This window comes from Salmonella sp. A29-2, from assembly GCF_020150755.1.
GTDB lineage: Bacteria > Pseudomonadota > Gammaproteobacteria > Enterobacterales > Enterobacteriaceae > Salmonella > Salmonella enterica.
The window spans coordinates 2,353,271-2,373,776 of the sequence record NZ_CP083731.1 but is presented as its reverse complement, the minus strand read 5'-3'; the positions used below and the strand labels follow the sequence as shown (position 1 = coordinate 2,373,776).

At 52.6% G+C, this 20,506-nt stretch carries 16 protein-coding genes; 10 read left to right on the top strand and 6 right to left on the bottom strand.

Going from position 1 to position 20,506, the window contains the following annotated elements; genetic code table 11:
• The first annotated feature begins 18 nt into the window (after positions 1 to 18).
• The gene (locus K8W53_RS11565) at positions 19 to 399 is read left to right on the top strand and encodes a GFA family protein (protein WP_014343841.1); all 381 of its coding nucleotides are present in this window, start codon (positions 19 to 21) and stop codon (positions 397 to 399) included.
• Between the two features lie 24 nt (positions 400 to 423).
• On the opposite strand, the gene smvA is transcribed toward K8W53_RS11565, so the two are convergent.
• Positions 424 to 1,911, bottom strand: a complete 1,488-nt coding sequence (gene smvA, locus K8W53_RS11560) for a methyl viologen efflux MFS transporter SmvA (RefSeq protein ID WP_023224565.1) — start codon at positions 1,909 to 1,911, stop codon at positions 424 to 426.
• A 117-nt stretch (positions 1,912 to 2,028) separates the two neighbouring features.
• Here smvA and K8W53_RS11555 point away from each other — a divergent pair, with 117 nt between their 5' ends.
• From K8W53_RS11555 to K8W53_RS11525, 7 genes are all read left to right on the top strand, one after another.
• Positions 2,029 to 2,607 carry a TetR family transcriptional regulator gene (locus tag K8W53_RS11555; RefSeq protein WP_000121044.1) on the top strand — a complete coding sequence of 193 codons (579 nt, stop codon included), beginning with the start codon at positions 2,029 to 2,031 and terminating at the stop codon, positions 2,605 to 2,607.
• 214 nt (positions 2,608 to 2,821) lie between these two features.
• Positions 2,822 to 4,210, top strand: a complete 1,389-nt coding sequence (locus tag K8W53_RS11550; RefSeq protein ID WP_023207800.1) for a NarK family nitrate/nitrite MFS transporter — start codon at positions 2,822 to 2,824, stop codon at positions 4,208 to 4,210.
• 91 nt (positions 4,211 to 4,301) lie between these two features.
• The gene (locus tag K8W53_RS11545; protein ID WP_058654709.1) at positions 4,302 to 8,042 is read left to right on the top strand and encodes a nitrate reductase subunit alpha; all 3,741 of its coding nucleotides are present in this window, start codon (positions 4,302 to 4,304) and stop codon (positions 8,040 to 8,042) included.
• Positions 8,039 to 9,583 (top strand): nitrate reductase subunit beta, encoded by a 1,545-nt coding sequence (gene narH / locus K8W53_RS11540; RefSeq protein ID WP_052939376.1) that lies wholly within the window; start codon positions 8,039 to 8,041, stop codon positions 9,581 to 9,583. Before K8W53_RS11545 ends, narH begins: the two co-directional genes overlap by 4 nt.
• Positions 9,583 to 10,278: a nitrate reductase molybdenum cofactor assembly chaperone gene (gene narW / locus K8W53_RS11535; protein WP_023194748.1), complete on the top strand. Its 696-nt coding sequence runs from the start codon at positions 9,583 to 9,585 to the stop codon at positions 10,276 to 10,278. The genes narH and narW overlap by 1 nt, the downstream gene beginning before the upstream one ends.
• The gene (narI, locus tag K8W53_RS11530; protein ID WP_000617103.1) at positions 10,275 to 10,955 is read left to right on the top strand and encodes a respiratory nitrate reductase subunit gamma; all 681 of its coding nucleotides are present in this window, start codon (positions 10,275 to 10,277) and stop codon (positions 10,953 to 10,955) included. The genes narW and narI overlap by 4 nt, the downstream gene beginning before the upstream one ends.
• A 106-nt stretch (positions 10,956 to 11,061) precedes the next feature.
• The gene (locus K8W53_RS11525) at positions 11,062 to 11,955 is read left to right on the top strand and encodes a PhzF family isomerase (RefSeq protein WP_023194880.1); all 894 of its coding nucleotides are present in this window, start codon (positions 11,062 to 11,064) and stop codon (positions 11,953 to 11,955) included.
• Positions 11,956 to 11,990: 35 nt separating this feature from the next.
• On the opposite strand, the gene nhoA is transcribed toward K8W53_RS11525, so the two are convergent.
• Positions 11,991 to 12,836, bottom strand: coding sequence for an N-hydroxyarylamine O-acetyltransferase (nhoA, locus tag K8W53_RS11520; RefSeq protein ID WP_052939377.1), 846 nt, complete (start codon positions 12,834 to 12,836; stop codon positions 11,991 to 11,993).
• A 284-nt stretch (positions 12,837 to 13,120) separates the two neighbouring features.
• Entirely contained in the window at positions 13,121 to 13,753 is a 633-nt protein-coding gene (locus K8W53_RS11515) for a hypothetical protein (protein ID WP_023224986.1), read from the bottom strand.
• Positions 13,754 to 14,265: 512 nt separating this feature from the next.
• Between K8W53_RS11515 and ansP the strand changes: the two genes are divergently transcribed.
• The gene (gene ansP / locus K8W53_RS11510; RefSeq protein WP_000857112.1) at positions 14,266 to 15,759 is read left to right on the top strand and encodes an L-asparagine permease; all 1,494 of its coding nucleotides are present in this window, start codon (positions 14,266 to 14,268) and stop codon (positions 15,757 to 15,759) included.
• A 76-nt stretch (positions 15,760 to 15,835) separates the two neighbouring features.
• On the opposite strand, the gene K8W53_RS11505 is transcribed toward ansP, so the two are convergent.
• Both K8W53_RS11505 and K8W53_RS11500 read right to left on the bottom strand, forming a co-directional pair.
• Entirely contained in the window at positions 15,836 to 16,057 is a 222-nt protein-coding gene (locus tag K8W53_RS11505) for a YgdI/YgdR family lipoprotein (protein WP_000732362.1), read from the bottom strand.
• A gap of 144 nt (positions 16,058 to 16,201) precedes the next feature.
• Positions 16,202 to 17,263 (bottom strand): YncE family protein, encoded by a 1,062-nt coding sequence (locus tag K8W53_RS11500; RefSeq protein WP_023224987.1) that lies wholly within the window; start codon positions 17,261 to 17,263, stop codon positions 16,202 to 16,204.
• A 263-nt stretch (positions 17,264 to 17,526) separates the two neighbouring features.
• Between K8W53_RS11500 and pqqU the strand changes: the two genes are divergently transcribed.
• Positions 17,527 to 19,647: a TonB-dependent receptor PqqU gene (gene pqqU, locus K8W53_RS11495; RefSeq protein ID WP_023224988.1), complete on the top strand. Its 2,121-nt coding sequence runs from the start codon at positions 17,527 to 17,529 to the stop codon at positions 19,645 to 19,647.
• A 55-nt stretch (positions 19,648 to 19,702) separates the two neighbouring features.
• On the opposite strand, the gene mcbR is transcribed toward pqqU, so the two are convergent.
• Positions 19,703 to 20,368, bottom strand: coding sequence for a colanic acid/biofilm transcriptional regulator McbR (gene mcbR / locus K8W53_RS11490; RefSeq protein WP_023203138.1), 666 nt, complete (start codon positions 20,366 to 20,368; stop codon positions 19,703 to 19,705).
• Between the last annotated feature and the right edge of the window lie 138 nt (positions 20,369 to 20,506).

The window sequence follows — 20,506 nt, the reverse complement described above, 5'->3', positions numbered from 1 at the left end:
TTTACCGTTGACGTCGAAATGCTGGATGTCTATGCCTGCCATTGTACGCTGTGTCAAAAATGGTCGGGTGGAATAGCCATGTATCTGGAAGCCTGCGGGCAACCACAGCTAGCCCCCCTTTCCCCGGAACCGCCATACTTTTCATCCTCTTCGCGCGGCGAACGCTACTTCTGTTCCGGCTGCGGGTGTCCGCTGTGGTTTCGGCTTACCGATACCGATCGCTATTTTATTCCCTGGACCTTACTGGAACTGAACGAAGTTGATCGCCGTCGGCTGATTCTGGCTGCGGAAATTTATACCGAAACCCAGCCTGCCTTTTGGCGACTGACGGGGCAATACGCACGCCTCAGCGGTAAAGAGGTTGAGGAAATGGACTCCCCCTGCCAGCTAGCGCATTAAGCGCTTATCTCACCAGGCGTTATGTTATCGGCGTTGGGCTTTTGCCAGGCTGAACCACATCCCTACCGCCAGCAAAAGAAGCATGCTCCCGGCGCTGCTTAACGCCACGCTATGCGACCAGATAAAGGCGTGTCTGGCGGCGTCCAGTATTGTCTGCCCCAGCGTGGGCGGCAGGCTATTCGCCAACTGCACGGCTTCTCCCATTGAAGATGACGCTCTGGCAATCTCTTGCGCCTCAAGCCCGGCAGGCAGACGGATAGACGCGGAGAAGCTACGGCTTAACAACAGGCCGAAAATGGCGATGCCCAGTCCCGCGCCCAGTTCATAAGCCATCGTTTCTATCGCGCCGGCCGCCGCCGCTTTTTCTGCCGGCACAGCGGCCATAATTGCCGACGTGGAAGCCAGCAATGCGCTGGCGGCGCTAAATCCCAGCAGCGCCATCAGTCCCCAGGCCTGCCATTGCTGGGTGCTGAAATCCGTCATCGCCAGGCCATAAAAACTCAGCGCGCTTAACGCCATGCCGCCCGTCGCGACCAGCCGTAGTCCCAGACGCGAGACCAGCACGCCCGCAATCGGCCCGCTGAATCCACTGGCGACCATCACCGGCAGCATAAATACCCCGGCCTCATAAGGCGATAGCCCGTGAACAAACTGTAGCTCTTGCGCCATCAGCAGCTCAAAGCCCACCAGAGTGATCATCGCGGTCATCGCCATCACGACGCCGCTCAGGATAATGCGATGGGTAAATAGCCGCATATCAATCATCGGACGCGATGTCGCAAGCTGTGTGCGGATAAAGAGTCCCAGGAGCAGCGCGCCGGTAAGCAGGGTAAGCGAGATGACCCACAGCGACAGATGTCCTTTCAGCGCGGTTTTAGCGCTATAAACCAACAGCAAAATGGCAATAATCAGCATCACCGCATGGCCAAGATTGAGCGGTTGATCGCGATGGCCCGCCTGGCGAGGAACATAGCGGGCGGTTAAGCCCATGACGACCAGCACAATCGGCACGTTGATCAGGAAAACCGATCCCCAGTAAAAATGCTCTAATAATATGCCGCCGATGAGCGGCCCAAACGCCGCTCCGCCTGAACCTACCGCTGCCCAGACGCCCAGCGCCATGTTGCGATGCTTCTCTTCACAAAAGGTGGCGCGTATCCCGGCCAGCGTCGCCGGTACAATCATCGCCGCGCCAATAGCCAGTAATACCCTGGTGGCGATAAGCCAACTGGCGGTATGCGAAAACGCCGCCGCCAATGATGCCAGGCCAAAGAGCGTCCCGCCCAGCATCAGCAGGCGTTTAAAACCGATACGATCGCCAAGCGCGCCCATCGGCAACACCATGCCAGCCATGACCAAAGAATAAATATCAATGATCCACAGCAGCTCGTTGCCGCTGGCCCCCAGTGTCATACTCAGTGTCGGAGCGGCGACATGCAAGACCGTGGCATCAATGGCGACAGGAATATAGACCAGCACAATAATGACTAACGTTAACCACTGACGAAACATAACTCTCCCTTCAAAAACTCAAATTTGGACGCTTGTCCAGTTTCAGGATCCTACGGTAAGTTGAACGAATGTCCAGCTTTTTGTTACACTGCGCGCATTGGCTAATGTGGGGAAAATATGAGTTACCTTAACCGGGATGAACGCCGCGAAGTGATCCTGCAAGCGGCGATGCGCGTGGCGCTGGCAGAGGGGTTTGCCGCCATGACGGTGCGACGAATCGCATCAGAAGCCGATGTCGCCGCCGGACAGGTGCATCACCACTTCAGCTCGGCGGGTGAGCTCAAAGCGCTGGCCTTTGTCCATTTGATCCGTACCCTGCTTGATGCCGGGCAAGTTCCGCCGCCCGCCACCTGGCGTGCACGGCTTCACGCTATGTTGGGTAGCGAAGACGGCGGCTTTGAGCCTTACATAAAATTGTGGCGAGAGGCGCAAATTCTGGCCGATCGGGATCCGCACATCAGAGATGCTTATCTCCTCACGATGCAGATGTGGCATGAGGAAACGGTCACAATTATCGAGCAGGGCAAACAGGCAGGAGAATTTACGTTTACTGCTAACGCCACGGATATTGCCTGGCGGCTTATCGCACTGGTGTGCGGGCTGGACGGTATGTATGTGCTGGGTATTCCGGAAATGGCCGATCCCGCGTTTAAATACCATCTGGATCGGATGATTACGCTTGAACTCTTTGCGTAAAGTTACAAATAATTTAATAAAAATCACTTTTAGTTTACAAATAGTAACAATTAAGAAACATCATATCTCCTCTTCGCGCCGCGCTGGCCTGGTTTTTTATCTATTCTTTCACTCAATATTCTAAAAAAACTTCAATAAGTTCTCAAAAGAGCGCGTGACGCTCTGTCTCTTTTTTGTGTTTTTTCTCAAATGATATGCGCATGTGAGGGGTAAAATGACACGACAAAACGAGAATTATAACCGTTATCTCTTGAGTGACTGGCGACCCGAAAATCCAGCCTTCTGGGAGAATAAAGGGAAAGGCATCGCCAGAAGAAACTTATGGATTTCAGTAAGTTGTTTGCTCCTGGCATTTTGCGTCTGGATGTTGTTTAGCGCTGTTGCCGTCAACCTCAATAAAATTGGATTTAATTTTACCACCGACCAACTCTTTTTATTAACCGCATTACCTTCTCTTTCCGGCGCAATATTACGCGTTCCCTACTCCTTTATGGTGCCACTGTTTGGTGGCCGTAAATGGACCGTATTAAGTACCGTAATATTGATTATTCCCTGCGCCTGGCTGGGATTCGCCGTGCAAAATCCCGCCACCCCTTTCGGGGTATTTATGCTCATCGCTCTGTTGTGCGGTTTTGCGGGGGCAAACTTCGCGTCCAGTATGGGCAACATCAGTTTTTTCTTTCCAAAAGCCAGACAAGGTAGCGCGTTGGGTATTAACGGCGGACTGGGAAATCTTGGCGTCAGTGTGATGCAGTTGCTTGCGCCGCTGGTTATTTTTCTGCCGATATTTACTTTTTTAGGCGTCCGGGGCGTGCCGCAACCTGATGGCTCCCTGCTCGCCCTCACTAACGCCGCCTGGATCTGGGTGCCGTTACTGGCTGTCGCGACGCTTGCCGCCTGGTTTGGTATGAACGATATCGGCAGTTCAAAAGCGTCTGTCGCCTCGCAATTGCCGGTGCTAAAACGTCTGCACCTGTGGCTGCTTAGCCTGCTGTACCTGGCGACATTCGGGTCATTCATCGGCTTTTCCGCAGGTTTCGCCATGCTCGCCAAAACGCAATTTCCCGACGTAAACATTCTGCAACTGGCGTTCTTTGGCCCTTTTATCGGCGCGCTGGCGCGATCGGCAGGCGGCGTGATCTCCGATAAATTCGGCGGCGTTCGCGTCACGCTCATTAATTTTATCTTTATGGCGCTGTTTACCGCCCTGCTATTCCTCACGCTGCCAGGCTCCGGCGCAGGCAGCTTTAGCGCGTTCTATCTTGTTTTTATGGGCCTGTTTTTGACAGCGGGTCTCGGCAGCGGTTCTACCTTCCAGATGATTGCGGTGATCTTCCGTCAGATCACGCTCTACAACGTCAAACTGCGCGGCGGGAGCGATGAGCAGGCGCAGCGCGAAGCGGTGACGGATACCGCCGCCGCGCTCGGTTTTATCTCCGCTATTGGCGCTGTGGGCGGCTTCTTTATTCCAAAAGCGTTTGGCACCTCTTTGGCCTTGACCGGCTCGCCGGTGGGCGCCATGAAAATCTTTTTGCTGTTTTACATCGCTTGCGTCCTGCTGACCTGGCTGGTCTACGGGCGTCGTAAGCCTAAACAACAATAACAACATACGCACCTGTAGGACGGCCATCCGGCAATGGTTTAACGCCAAATCGACAGGATGGCGGAAAATTTATCGAAGCAGGAGAAATGTCATGAGTAAACTGTTGGATCGCTTTCGTTACTTTAAACAAAAAGGCGATACCTTTGCCGACGGCCATGGTCAGGTGATGCATACCAACCGCGACTGGGAAGACAGTTATCGCCAGCGCTGGCAGTTTGATAAGATCGTGCGCTCAACCCACGGCGTCAACTGCACGGGCTCCTGTAGCTGGAAAATTTATGTCAAAAACGGTCTGGTGACGTGGGAAACCCAGCAAACCGACTACCCGCGCACGCGTCCCGATTTACCGAACCATGAACCGCGCGGCTGCCCGCGCGGCGCCAGCTACTCCTGGTATCTCTATAGCGCCAATCGTCTGAAATACCCTCTGGTGCGTAAGCGGCTGATAGAACTGTGGCGCGAGGCTCTTTCCCGGCACAGCGATCCGGTGCTGGCATGGGAATCTATAATGAACGACCCGCAAAAATGCCAAAGTTACAAACAGGTGCGCGGACATGGCGGCTTTATTCGTTCGAACTGGAAAGAGCTGAATCAGCTCATTGCCGCCGCTAACGTCTGGACAATCAAAACCTATGGTCCGGATCGTGTGGCGGGATTTTCACCTATTCCGGCGATGTCGATGGTTTCTTACGCCGCCGGAACACGTTATCTGTCATTGCTTGGCGGTACTTGTCTGAGCTTCTATGACTGGTATTGCGATCTTCCGCCCGCGTCTCCAATGACCTGGGGCGAGCAGACTGACGTGCCGGAGTCCGCCGACTGGTATAACTCAGCCTACATTATTGCCTGGGGCTCTAACGTGCCGCAGACGCGTACCCCGGACGCCCACTTCTTTACCGAAGTGCGCTACAAAGGCACCAAGACAATCGCCATCACCCCGGACTATTCCGAAGTCGCTAAACTGTGCGATCAGTGGCTGGCGCCAAAGCAAGGTACAGACAGTGCGCTGGCGATGGCCATGGGTCACGTCATTTTGAAAGAGTTTCATCTCGATAATCCCAGCGACTATTTCCTTAACTATTGCCGCCGTTATACCGACATGCCGATGCTGGTCCTGTTGGATGAGCACGCAGACGGCAGTTATGTACCGGGGCGTATGATGCGCGCGTCGGATCTGGTGGATGGACTGGGAGAAGCCAATAATCCGGAATGGAAAACCGTCGCGCTCAACAGTACGGGCGAACTGGTCGCGCCCAATGGTTCTATCGGTTTTCGCTGGGGAGAAAAGGGAAAATGGAACCTGGAAGCGGTGGCGGCGGGCGTCGAAACTGAACTGTCGCTCTCTTTACTCGGTCAGCATGATGATGTGGCGGGTGTCGCCTTCCCCTATTTTGGCGGTAACGAAAACCCACATTTTCGCAGCGTGCGGCAGGAACCGGTGCTGGTACGTAAGTTACCGGTGAAACGTCTGGCTCTGGCGGACGGTAGCGAGCGGATGGTCGTCAGCGTTTACGATCTGGTGCTGGCGAATTATGGGCTGGATCGTGGTCTGGATGACTGCCATAGCGCCAATAATTATAACGACGTAAAAGCCTACACGCCGGCCTGGGGCGAACAGATTACCGGCGTGCCGCGTCGACATATCGAAACTATTGCGCGTGAATTTGCCGAGACCGCCCATAAAACTCACGGTCGTTCGATGATCATCCTCGGCGCGGGAGTGAATCACTGGTATCACATGGATATGAATTACCGTGGGATGATTAACATGCTGGTATTCTGCGGCTGTGTTGGACAAACCGGCGGCGGCTGGGCGCACTATGTCGGCCAGGAGAAGCTGCGGCCGCAAACCGGCTGGCTGCCGCTAGCCTTCGCGCTGGACTGGAATCGCCCGCCGCGTCAGATGAACAGTACCTCGTTTTTCTACAACCATGCCAGCCAGTGGCGCTATGAAAAACTGACTGCGCAAGAGTTGCTGTCGCCGCTGGCCGATCCGGCTAAATTTTCCGGACACCTGATCGATTTCAACGTGCGCGCGGAACGTATGGGCTGGCTACCCTCGGCGCCGCAGCTTAATCTTAACCCGCTCAGCGTGAAAGCGAGCGCCGATAAAGCCGGGCTGTCTGCGGCGGATTATACCGTGCAGGCGTTGAAATCAGGCGCTATCCGTTTTGCCTGCGAACAGCCTGACAGTGGTCATAATCACCCGCGAAATTTATTTGTCTGGCGCTCTAACCTGCTCGGCTCCTCCGGGAAAGGTCATGAGTACATGCTCAAATATCTGCTGGGCACCGACAGCGGTATCCAGGGCGAAGCGCTGGGTTCCAGCGAAGGAATTCAGCCTGAAGAGGTGGAATGGCAGTCCGCCGCGATTGAGGGCAAGCTCGATCTGTTGGTCACGCTTGATTTCCGTATGTCCAGTACCTGTCTGTTTTCCGATATCGTCTTGCCGACCGCCACCTGGTATGAAAAAGACGATATGAATACCTCGGATATGCATCCGTTTATCCACCCCCTTTCCGCCGCGGTCGATCCTGCCTGGGAATCCAAAAGCGACTGGGAGATCTACAAAGGCATCGCCAGCGCCTTTTCTGAAGTGTGTGTCGGACACCTCGGACAGGAAACCGATGTGGTGTTACACCCGCTCCAGCATGATTCCCCGGCGGAACTGGCGCAGCCATTTGATATTCTCGACTGGCGTAAAGGCGAGTGCGAACTTATTCCGGGCAAAACCGCCCCCAATATCGTCGTGGTTGAACGCGATTATCCGGCCACCTATGAACGTTTTACCTCGCTGGGTCCCCTGCTGGATAAATTAGGCAACGGCGGTAAGGGTATTGCCTGGAATACGCAAGATGAAGTCGATTTCCTCGGTAAGCTCAATTACACCAAACACGATGGCCCGGCGAAAGGACGTCCGCGAATAGACACCGCGCTGGATGCTTCGGAAGTGATTCTTGCCTTAGCGCCGGAAACTAACGGTCAGGTGGCGGTGAAAGCCTGGCAGGCGTTGGGCGAGATGACCGGGCGCGAGCACACCCATCTGGCCATCAATAAAGAAGATGAGAAAATTCGCTTTCGTGATATCCAGGCGCAACCGCGCAAAATTATCTCCAGCCCGACCTGGTCAGGACTGGAAAGCGAGCATGTCTCTTATAACGCCGGATATACCAACGTACATGAACTGATCCCGTGGCGCACGTTGTCGGGGCGGCAACAACTCTATCAGGATCATGCGTGGATGCGCGCTTTTGGCGAAAGCCTGGTGGCATATCGCCCGCCGATTGATACCCGCAGCGTCAGCGAAATGCGAGAAATTCCGCCCAACGGTTTCCCGGAAAAAGCGCTTAACTTCCTGACGCCGCACCAGAAATGGGGAATTCACTCCACCTACAGCGAAAACCTGCTGATGCTAACCTTGTCGCGCGGCGGGCCGATTGTCTGGATCAGCGAAGCCGATGCCCGTGAATTGGGTATTGAAGATAACGACTGGATTGAAGCCTTCAACGCTAATGGCGCCCTTACCGCTCGTGCGGTGGTCAGCCAGCGCGTTCCGCCGGGTATGACCATGATGTACCACGCCCAGGAGCGAATTATGAATATTCCGGGCTCGGAAGTGACCGGGATGCGCGGCGGGATCCATAACTCCGTGACCCGGGTCTGTCCAAAACCGACGCATATGATCGGCGGCTATGCGCAACTGGCTTACGGCTTCAACTATTACGGAACCGTGGGTTCGAATCGCGATGAATTCATCATGATCAGGAAGATGAAAAACATTAACTGGCTGGATGATGAGGGCCGGGATCAGGTACAGGAGGCGAAAAAATGAAAATACGCTCACAGGTTGGGATGGTACTGAATCTCGATAAATGTATTGGCTGTCACACCTGCTCCGTCACCTGTAAAAACGTCTGGACCGGACGTGAAGGGATGGAATACGCATGGTTCAATAACGTCGAAACTAAACCGGGCATCGGCTATCCCAAAAACTGGGAAGACCAGCAGGAGTGGCAAGGCGGTTGGGTTCGTGATGTTAATGGCAAGATAAGGCCCCGTCTGGGCGGCAAAATGGGGGTAATTAGTAAAATTTTCGCCAACCCGGTGATTCCGCAAATCGATGATTACTATGAACCCTTTACCTTCGATTATCAGCATTTACATCATGCGCCGGAGAGTAAGCATCAGCCCACCGCCCGCCCTCGTTCACTGATTGACGGAAAACGGATGGACAAGGTGATCTGGGGGCCAAACTGGGAAGAGCTGCTCGGCGGCGAATTTGAAAAACGCGCCCGCGACCGCAACTTCGACAACATACAAAAAGAGATGTACGGTCAGTTCGAAAACACCTTCATGATGTACCTGCCGCGCCTGTGCGAACACTGCCTGAACCCCAGTTGTGTCGCCACCTGCCCAAGTGGCGCTATTTATAAGCGTGAAGAAGACGGCATCGTGCTAATCGACCAGGATAAATGCCGGGGCTGGCGTTTGTGTATCAGCGGCTGCCCGTACAAAAAAATCTACTTTAACTGGAAGAGCGGCAAGTCTGAGAAGTGCATATTTTGCTATCCGCGTATTGAATCCGGCCAGCCGACCGTTTGTTCGGAAACCTGCGTCGGGCGCATCCGTTATCTTGGCGTTCTGCTCTACGACGCCGACAGGATTGAAGAAGCGGCCAGTACCGAACACGAGACAGATTTGTATGAACGTCAGTGCGATGTGTTTCTCAATCCGCACGATCCGGCGGTCATTGAAGAGGCGCTTAAACAGGGCATCCCGCAAAACGTCATCGACGCCGCCCAACGGTCGCCGGTGTACAAAATGGCGATGGACTGGAAGCTGGCGCTTCCGCTGCACCCGGAATACCGTACCCTGCCGATGGTCTGGTACGTACCGCCGCTGTCGCCCATCCAGTCATACGCCGACGCGGGCGGGTTGCCGCACAATGGCAATATTCTGCCGGCGGTGGAGACGCTGCGTATTCCGGTCCAGTACCTGGCCAATATGCTCAGCGCGGGCGATACCGGTCCGGTCATTCGGGCGCTAAAGCGGATGATGGCGATGCGCCACTACATGCGCTCGCAGACGGTTGAAGGCGTGACGGATACCCGCGCGATTGACGAAGTGGGTCTGAGCGTACAACAGGTTGAAGAGATGTATCGCTACCTGGCGATTGCCAATTATGAAGATCGTTTTGTCATTCCCACCAGTCACCGGGAAATGGCGCGCGATGTCTTTCCGGAGCGCAACGGCTGCGGCTTTACTTTTGGCGACGGTTGTCACGGCTCGGATACCAAATTCAACCTGTTCAACAGTAGCCGTATTGATGCCATCAATATCACCGAAGTGCGTGATAAAGCGGAGGGGGAATAATGCAAATCCTCAAAGCGATTGGCCTGTTGATGGAGTATCCGGACGACGAGTTGTGGGAATGTCGGGATGAAGCGCTCACCCTTATCCAACACGATGCGCCAATGCTGGCCGACTTCACTCGCGAGCTGCTTTATGCGCCGTTACTGGATAAACAAGCAGAATGGTGTGAAGTGTTTGACCGCGGGCGCGCCACTTCATTGCTGTTATTCGAGCATGTTCATGCGGAGTCCCGCGATCGCGGCCAGGCGATGGTCGATTTGTTAAGCCAGTATGAAACCGTGGGCCTGCAGCTCAACTGCCGCGAACTACCGGATCACCTGCCGCTCTATCTGGAGTACTTAAGCGTGTTGCCGGAAGCGGAAGCGCGCGAGGGATTACAGAATATTGCCCCTATTCTGGCGCTGCTGGGCGGTCGTCTGAAACAGCGAGGAGCGCCGTGGTATCAACTGTTTGACGCCCTGCTGACGCTGGCGGGCAGTACGCTTACAAGTGACAGTGTCACCAAACAGATTGTTCAGGAATCGCGGGATGATACCCGTCAGGCACTGGATGCCGTCTGGGAAGAAGAACAGGTGAAGTTTATCGAAGATAACGCCACGATCTGTGACAGTTCACCGTTACACCATTATCAACGACGCTTTAGCCAGGACGCGGCGCCGCAGTACGTCGACGTCAGCGCGGGAGGCCCGAAATGATACAGTACCTGAACGTCTTTTTTTACGATATCTACCCCTATATTTGCGCCACGGTCTTCTTCCTCGGCAGTTGGCTGCGCTATGACTACGGACAATATACCTGGCGCGCGTCGTCCAGCCAGATGCTGGATAAGCGCGGGATGGTGATATGGTCGAATCTGTTCCATATTGGCATTCTGGGGATCTTTTTTGGCCATCTGTTCGGGATGCTGACGCCACACTGGATGTATGCCTGGTTCCTGCCAATTGCGGTAAAACAACAAATGGCGATGATCCTCGGCGGCGTGTGCGGCGTATTAACGTTGATCGGCGGCGCGGGATTACTGTGGCGTCGTCTGACCAATCAGCGTGTGCGGGCGACGTCCACTACACCAGATATTATCATCATGAGCATTTTGCTGATTCAGTGCCTGCTTGGCCTGAGCACCATTCCGTTTTCGGCGCAATATCCGGATGGCAGCGAAATGATGAAGTTGGTGGGCTGGGCGCAAAGTATTGTCACCTTCCGCGGCGGGTCTTCGGAAATGCTGAACGGTGTGGCGTTTGTTTTCCGCGTTCATCTGGTGCTGGGAATGACTATTTTCCTGCTCTTCCCGTTCACCCGTCTGGTTCATGTCTGGAGCGCGCCGTTTGAGTATTTCACCCGTCGCTACCAGATTGTTCGTACCCGCCGCTAATTCTCTTTGCCCGGGGCGTACGCTTACCGGGCAAAGAAAAACGCCTGGGCGTCGTCATTCGGCAACGCACAGGCTATGATGATTCTTCAGTCAAAGGAGAACATCAATGAAACCGCAGATTTACCATGTTGACGCCTTCACCAGCGAACCCTTTCGCGGCAACTCTGCTGGCGTTGTCTTACATGCGGATACGCTAAGCGACGCGCAGATGCAGCTGATTGCCCGTGAACTTCGTCACTCGGAAACCGCCTTTTTGCTAAAAAGCGAAGAGAGTGATGTGCGCATACGCTATTTTACACCGACAGTAGAAGTCCCCATCTGTGGTCATGCCACCGTGGCCGCGCATTATGTTCGGGCAACGGTACTGGGGTTGGGAAACACCACCGTCTGGCAAACCTCGTTAGCGGGCCGTCATCGCGTTGAAATTCATGCCGAACACAACGACTATCGCATCACGCTGGAACAAGGTCAGCCCTCTTTTGATCCACCGTTAGTCGGAGAGATTCGGACTGCCATCATCACCGCACTGAACCTGACTGAAGATGATATCGTGCCGGGAGCGCCAATTCAGGTGGCTTCAACAGGACATGCAAAAGTGATGATCCTGCTCAAACCAGACGTTGATATTGATGCCCTTTCTCCGAATCTGGCAGCCCTGACGGCAATCAGCCAGCAAATTGGCTGTAACGGCTTTTTTCCTTTCCAGATTCGTCCGGGAAAAAACGAAACCGATGGGCGAATGTTTTCCCCGGCGATAGGGATTGTGGAAGATCCGGTAACGGGAAACGCCAATGGCCCGATGGGGGCATGGCTCGTCCATCATGGCCTGATGGCGCATGACGGTAAAACGCTGCAGATTCAAGGCCATCAGGGGCGCGCTTTAGGTAAAGAGGGTACTGTTGATGTTACCGTCACCATTCGCGATAACCAGCCGGAAAACGTCACCATCTCCGGCCAGGCGGTCATTCTGTTTCATGCCGAATGGGCCATTACTTTTTAATCTTTGTCAGGCCCGCAAATCCTCGCGGCAAAAAATTATTTTCCCGCCTCCGGATGGGTATCAAATGCAGCCATTACCGCGGCCAGCTCCGCCTCGGTAAAACCGTGCTTTACATCATTTACGCCGAGACCAAACTGCTGCTGAAGTAACTGATACAACGACGGTACATCCGGTACATTGACCTGTTCAACGGCATGTCCCTGGTGGTAACGCGTGAAGTGGAAATTCGTTAATGTCAGCTTGCCGCCATCAGGCAAATGGCGGCACATCAACAAATGATGACGAAAATGGGATTGCGGCCAGTGAGCCGACCAGAAATTGCCCATCACATGATCGCTCTGCTGCTGCACCCCCAGATCAAAACAGTACATCGACTGCCAGTGCTCATGGTGGCGGAATTGTAAAATCCATGTGCTCCCCTCCTGCATCAGGCGGTATTCGCCATGCGGCGTTTGCTGAGCAATTTCAGCCTGCAGACGAAGCGGCGCGGTTAGCGTTTGGCCGCCAAACCCCACGTCCGCGATCCACTGCTCATCCTCAACATCAACCAGCAGCAAACGGTGCGTGCGCGGCGGTAAACTGGCGGGATGAGACAGAATGACCCGCCCCAATAAGCTTCGGACGTTAAAACCGATGTCGCGTAACGCACGTTCAAACAGGCCATTCAGTTCAAAACAGTATCCACCGCGTCGGGCATAAAGCAGTTTCTCCTCTAATGCCGTCTCATCGAGCTGTATTTCACGAGGCAGTAGCACATCCAGATTTTCAAAAGGAACCGCGCAGTTGTGCGCTAAGTGAAGCGTTCTGAGCGCTTCAACCGTAGGAACCCCCAACGGCTGACAATGTAATCGCGTAAAATAAGCATGTAAAAAAGAGGTCATCTGAGGCTTCCATTAACATTAATGCTTGCGTTCGGCACACAGGCTGAGGCGGATATCGCTGCGCAACAGGATACCCTATCCGTGGAATAGCGTTGGATACTTTTGAAAAAAATAAGACAGGCCGGCTACAGCCGCCGGAGGTACGTGGAATTTTGGCGTACAAACGGAAATCGGGTTCTGAGAATCTCTTTGCGACACGCCGCCAAAATAGCGGCGTGTTAAAATTTTTAACGCCAGCTCAGCGAGTCTGATTTCTAACAAAACTGGCTAAACATAAACGCTTTTTAATAAGTGTCCAAATAGTTACGGTAACGCTCTTTTATGTCGGCCGCCCGTTGCGCTTTCGCCTCCGGCATGTCGCTGGCCCGAGCGATATAATGTTCTAAACTCGGAATGGCGCCTAATGCCTGAGGTAAGGCATTATATGCTGCTATTCGTTCTCTGACGGTTTTATGGTCTTTATCAATATCATAATGATAGTACGCTGGCGCTTCTAAAAAGCCCTCTTCCAGTCTCATACAAATATCTTCAAAGGTTCCCTCAACCTCAACGGAATGTTCGCCATCCGATATCCTGACGATTGGCTTACCTCCAGCTATCAGCGAGAGTTGTTCGAATATTAACCTCCGACCATCAGAAAGCTCGACATCTATAGCATACAGTCCATCACATACAGCATCAGCAAGGTGATCATGGATATTCCCTGCATTGGCACAGAACTCCTCAACTTTAGGCGTAACATTGCAACAATGTTCAATTACTCTTGTAAATCCGTAGGCCAGTCCTGCGGTAAGCACCCACAAGATGCCTTTCATGATTTTTGTTGATAATTTATTTTCATAATCTCCTGCAGCAACATGAGGTAGCTTATTTCCTGATAAAGCTCTGGCATAGGTAGAAACTGATGTATATGGCATATCCTGCTCCTTCAAATTTTGCTCAATAGCTTTATATGTCCTACTCCTCTCTCATTATGACGATATGTCAATCAACAAAATTGCTCAAAGGCATACATTTTCAGGAGAAAATGAGAATAACAGACACAACGGCCTTATCTTATGCTGCTTCAATATCGTCAGGTGGTTTATCGTTCGAGGTCATATCTATGACCATAAATCCCTGCAGGGATTAACCCTGATTAATTATTGCGCAGCGCAATCACTGCGGATTTGTGCTGAAAGCTTATCTGGCTGAATCGTGACCACACCGCACCACATCTGACCGCACAAATAAACACGACATCCTCATTTTGTTCTTCCCGTATGTTTTGCGTCATTTAACAATTGCAGGTAGGATGCTCCGCCGGCGGTTTTATCCCTGTCACAGAATCAGGGAAAAGCGGCATTCGCCATTGCAGGCAATCGATTGGTGAGCGCCCGTCGCGGCATAAGGAATTTTTCTGTCAGGACAGGCTATAACAGGTAACGTAATGAAAACACAGACTACGCACGCCGCAGAACAACATGCGGCGAAACGACGCTGGCTGAACGCCCATGAAGAGGGGTATCACAAAGCGATGGGGAATCGTCAGGTTCAGATGATTGCTATCGGCGGCGCGATTGGCACCGGTTTATTTTTAGGTGCAGGTGCCCGATTGCAAATGGCCGGACCGGCACTGGCGCTGGTCTATCTGATATGCGGCATTTTTTCTTTTTTCATTTTACGCGCGCTGGGCGAACTGGTATTGCATCGCCCTTCCAGCGGGAGTTTCGTCTCCTACGCCCGTGAATTTTTGGGTGAAAAAGCGGCCTACGTCGCAGGCTGGATGTACTTTATTAACTGGGCGATGACCGGGATCGTCGATATCACCGCAGTGGCGTTATATATGCACTACTGGGGCGCATTTGGCGACGTTCCGCAATGGGTGTTCGCGCTCGGCGCGTTAACCATTGTCGGTACCATGAACATGATCGGCGTAAAATGGTTTGCCGAAATGGAGTTCTGGTTCGCGCTGATAAAAGTACTCGCCATTGTTATCTTCCTGGTGGTAGGCACGATTTTTCTCGGTACCGGTCAACCGCTTGAGGGTAATGCCACCGGTTTTCACCTGATTACAGATAATGGCGGCTTTTTCCCGCACGGCCTGTTGCCCGCGCTGGTACTGATTCAGGGCGTGGTGTTCGCTTTTGCTTCGATTGAACTGGTCGGTACCGCCGCTGGGGAGTGCAAAGATCCACAGACGATGGTGCCAAAAGCCATCAATAGCGTGATCTGGCGTATTGGTCTTTTCTATGTAGGATCGGTCGTATTGCTGGTTTTGCTGCTGCCGTGGAACGCCTACCAGGCGGGGCAAAGTCCGTTTGTCACCTTCTTTTCTAAACTTGGCGTGCCTTATATCGGCAGTATTATGAATATCGTGGTGTTAACCGCCGCGCTTTCCAGCCTGAACTCCGGGCTTTACTGTACGGGGAGAATTTTACGTTCAATGTCGATGGGGGGTTCCGCGCCGAAATTCATGGCGAAAATGAGCCGTCAGCATGTGCCCTATGCGGGTATTCTGGCGACTCTGGTGGTTTACGTGGTCGGCGTATTCCTGAATTACCTGGTCCCCTCCCGCGTGTTTGAGATCGTTCTTAATTTTGCCTCGCTCGGCATTATCGCGTCGTGGGCGTTTATCATGGTGTGCCAGATGCGTTTACGCCAGGCGATAAAAGAAGGCAAAGCCGCAGACGTCAGTTTTAAACTGCCCGGCGCGCCTTTTACCTCCTGGCTAACGCTGCTGTTTTTACTAAGCGTGCTGGTACTCATGGCGTTTGACTACCCGAATGGAACTTACACTATCGCCTCGTTGCCGCTGATCGCCATTCTGCTGGTTGCCGGCTGGTTTGGCGTGCGACGTCGCGTGGCGGAGATCCATCGCACTGCGCCAGTGACGGCGGATTCGACAGAGAGTGTCGTATTGAAAGAAGAAGCAGCGACATAACATTCCCCTTCCCCGGCAGCCCCAGGCCTGCCGGGTTTAATGCGCGTTGCCGCCAACACCGCATCGCGCCCAATGCTTAGTCAGCCTTAATCAACTGCGCCACATCATTGCTGTTAATTTCCCGCTGGTTGCCTTCCTGATCGGTATAACTGGTCATCCCCGTCTCTTTATCTAACTGTGGCTTACCCTGAGTTACGATCGTTTGCCCATTCTTCGTCGTCATCACATAGTTGGTTGTACAACCCGCAAGCATAAAAAACATCATGCCCAAACCTGAGCATATAAATAACTTTTTCATATTTTCCTCGTGAATATAATGAGTTAACTACAGCAAAAAGGCAGTGTAATTCTCACAGAATCATCAGGCTATCGGCGGGGTGTAACGAGGCGTATCGGTGCGTTTAAAGAGATGACTGGAGGGGTTTCCCCCTCCATACCCTATTTACAGAGTAATGCGAATAACATCATCCGGCTGCGTCGCTTCCTGTTCACGTGTCGATTTCTGCTTCACGCTGACGTAGAGCGTTTTACCGTCTGCCGATAGCGCCAGGCTATTCGGGTACGTCGGCGTATCGAACGTTTTAACAACGTTATAGGTCTTCGCATCGATCACGCTGACCTGACCTGCCTGACGATGTGTCACATACGCCTCGTTACGTGTCGGGTTAAACAGGACGGCCAAAGAAGCAGGCGCCGCGATTTTGGCAAGAATATTGCCATTACGGGTATCGACAACCAGGACTTCAGTCGCCTTCGAGTCGGTGATAAACGCGCGATGACCTGCGGTATCGAGACTCAGGTTAATAAAAAAGTGTTCTTTACCGTCATCCAGCAACTTCTTACGACTGAGAATTTTATTGCTGGCGGTATCGATGGTGATAAATTCGCCATCCGCATTGGTGGTGTACAGGCGTTGCGCTTTACTGTCGAGCGCCAGACCCGTACTCATTTTGCCGGTATTTTCGATCGTCGTTTTCAGTTTGATGGTTTCGCCATCCACTACCCAAATAGCACTCTCTTTACCAACACCGCTAATGTAGATCGTGTTGGTAGACGCATCGGCAACCAGCTCACGGGGCTGTAACGGACGAACCTCTTCAGTACGTTTGCGCGCATCAAGTACCAGACGACCTTTTACATCACCCGTTTTGGCATCAATCGCGGTAACAGCGCTGTTAATGGTATTGCCAAACCACAGCGTTTGGGTCGCGGCATTGATGGTGGCGCCGAACGGCTTGAGATCGTTATGAATCGCTTGCGTGATTTCCAGCGTCACCGGGTCGAGACGATAAACTACGCCGCCTTTATCCAGTTTACGGCTTTGCGATGTAGCCAGCCAGAGCGCGTTTTCTTGCTGACTCCAGGCCATCTCATAAGCGCCTTTGCCTACCGCTTTACGCAGCATGTCTTCCGCCGCCAGCGTGCTAAATGAGGATGCGACGAGGAGCGAACCTAACAATAAAGAACCACGCAGGCGCGGCGAAAAAAGATGACGTAAGTGCATGACGACTCCCTTTGATAAAAACGTGTATAGCTGCTTCACACTACTTCGCTGCGCGGGATCTTCGTTCCGCACTTATTATAAGTTGAGAATAATAATCATTATTTATCAGAAAGTGGAGCTTTTCCTCGCCTGCGAATGTCATGGCTCTTAAATACCGCACATTTTCTTAACTTAATGTGCGATTAAAATTTCAAAACTTTACATATTGACTACCCTTAATGTCACGTTTTCCGTTGATACGCTTACATTTATCCGGCATTTTCATGAAAATTATTTCCGTTAGACAGCGACTTTATCCCGCCCTCTTATTGCCTCTGACCTTCTCCCCGGTTCTTCAGGCCGCCAGCGCGCCCAATGAACAAACCATGATAGTCACCGCAACGCCGCAAACCGTATCCGAACTGGATACACCTGCCGCCGTTAGCGTCATTGAGGGAGAAGACATGCGTCTGGCGACGCCGCGCGTTAATTTATCTGAGACTTTAACCAGCGTCCCGGGATTGCAGGTGCAGAACCGGCAGAACTACGCGCAGGATCTGCAAATCTCTATCCGCGGATTTGGCTCGCGTTCCGCCTTTGGCGTGCGCGGCATTCGTCTGTATGTTGATGGCATTCCCGCCACCATGCCGGATGGACAAGGCCAGATTTCGAATATTGATATTAACAGCATACAAGACGTTGAAGTGTTACGCGGCCCCTTCTCAGCGCTATACGGCAATGCTTCCGGCGGCGTGATAAATGTCACCACCGAAACCGGGAGACAGCCGCCCACCCTTGAGGCCAGCAGCTACTACGGCAGTTATGGAAGCTGGCGCTATGGGCTAAAAGCCACGGGCGCGATGGGTGACGGCACACAGCCTGGCGACGTGGATTACACGGTATCGACTACCCGTTTCACCACCCACGGCTACCGCGATCACAGCGGCGCGCGAAAAAATCTGGCTAATGCCAAACTGGGCGTGCGCCTTGACGAGGCCAGTAAACTCTCGCTGATTTTTAATAGTGTGGACATTAAGGCGGACGATCCCGGCGGACTTACCGAATCTGAATGGAAAGCCGATCCGCAACAGGCGCCGCGCGCTGAACAGTACAATACGCGTAAAACCATCAAACAAACTCAGGCAGGATTGCGTTATGAACGTCAGCTCAGCGCGCAGGATGATATCAGCGTGATGGCCTACGCCGGAGAGCGGGAAACCACGCAATACCAGTCTATTCCCCTGGTGGCACAGCTAAAACCAGCCCAGGCTGGCGGCGTAATTACACTGCAACGCCACTATCAGGGCATTGATTCCCGCTGGACTCACCGGGGAGAATTAGGTGTGCCGGTCACCTTCACTGGCGGATTAAATTATGAAAACATGAGCGAAAACCGCAAGGGTTACAATAATTTCCGTCTCAACAACGGCACCCCTGAGTTTGGGCATAAAGGCGATTTACGCCGGGATGAGCGTAACCTGATGTGGAATGTCGATCCTTATCTGCAAACCCAGTGGCAGCTTACGCAAAAACTCTCGCTGGATGCTGGCGTGCGCTACAGTTCCGTGTGGTTCGATTCTAACGATCACTATATCGCGCCCGGCAATGGCGATGACAGCGGCGACGCCAGCTATCACCACTGGCTACCCGCCGGATCGCTAAAATATGCGTTAACTGACGCCTGGAATCTCTATCTTGCTGCCGGTCGCGGATTTGAAACTCCCACAATCAATGAGCTTTCTTATCGCGCTGACGGCCAAAGTGGGTTCAACTTTGACCTCAAACCGTCGACCAATGATACGGTGGAAGTCGGCAGTAAAACGCGGATTGGCAATGGCTTGTTGACCGCCGCGTTATTTCAAACCGATACTGATGATGAAATTGTCGTCGCCAGCAGTATGGGAGGACGCACTACCTACAAAAACGCGGGCAAAACGCGCCGCCAGGGCGCAGAGCTCGCGTTGGACCAGCGCTTCGCCGGCGACTGGCGGGTGAAAGCATCATGGACCTGGCTGGATGCGACCTATCGCAGTAACGTTTGTCAGGGGCAAAACTGTGATGGAAACCGGATGCCCGGCATCGCCCGTAATATGGGATTCGCCTCATTAGGTTTTATCCCGGATGAGGGGTGGTACGCCGGAACAGACGTTCGGTATATGGGCGATATCATGGCCAATGATGAAAATACCGCCAAAGCGCCTTCGTATACCGTTGTTGGACTAAATACAGGGTATAAATTTAATTACAGTCAGCTTACCGTCGATATTTTTGGGCGGGTAGATAATCTATTTGATAAAGAATATATCGGTTCGGTGATCGTTAATGAATCTAATGGCCGATATTATGAGCCAGCGCCAGGACGTAACTATGGCGTGGGGATTAATCTGGCATGGCAATTTGAATAAATATCCGGCAATAGCGGGGAATCCCCGCTATTGATAAGTCATAGTTTCATAAAGGTTACATGAAGTACTGATTTTTAATCGTCGCTACGTTTTGTTGCAAAACGTTCTGTAGGCAGTGGCGACTGGCTTCTTTATCACCTGTCACTAACGCATTAAGCAATTTTCTGTACAGACTAACGCCGTCTTGATAATCATCAAGTTTAAAATTATCATATAAAAAATGCAGGCTTGGCCCCAGGCGTACCCATAATTGCTCGATCATGGCATACAGCGTTGGCATATCCGCGTAGTGGTAGATCTCAAAGCGGAATGCGCGGTTGGCCAAAAGAATTTTCTCCATAACGCCACTTTCCAGCGCCTGTTGAAATTCATCTAATAGCGCATTCAGCGTCTGCTCGCGATCCGGGGTAATCTTACCCGCAGCGGCGACCACCGCCATCTCCTCCAGGGCAGTACGAATCGTATTAATTTCCAGCAAACTTTCCAGCGAGATCTCCGGCACCATAAACGCCTGTGCTGGCGCCACCGCCAAAGCACTGGAAGAGACCAGCCTTAACAGGGCCTCACGCACTGGCGTAATACTGACGCCTAACTCTTGAGCGATATTTTTAGTGATAAGCCTTGCGCCTGGTTTTAATGCGCCAATAGACAATTGATGCTTTAACCGATTTTCAACCTGTGTGGTCAGGCTTATATGTTGTGTTTTTTCCGTACCCGGCATTTTCCTTCCTTCACCTCTTGGCAGAACAACATCGCAATCGAGTCCCGAAGAAGTTTCGGAACTTAATTGTAAAAAAGATAATCCAGGCCTGAACGGCCAAATAAATAAAAGTGATAATTTACTTGCGTGATATTCTCA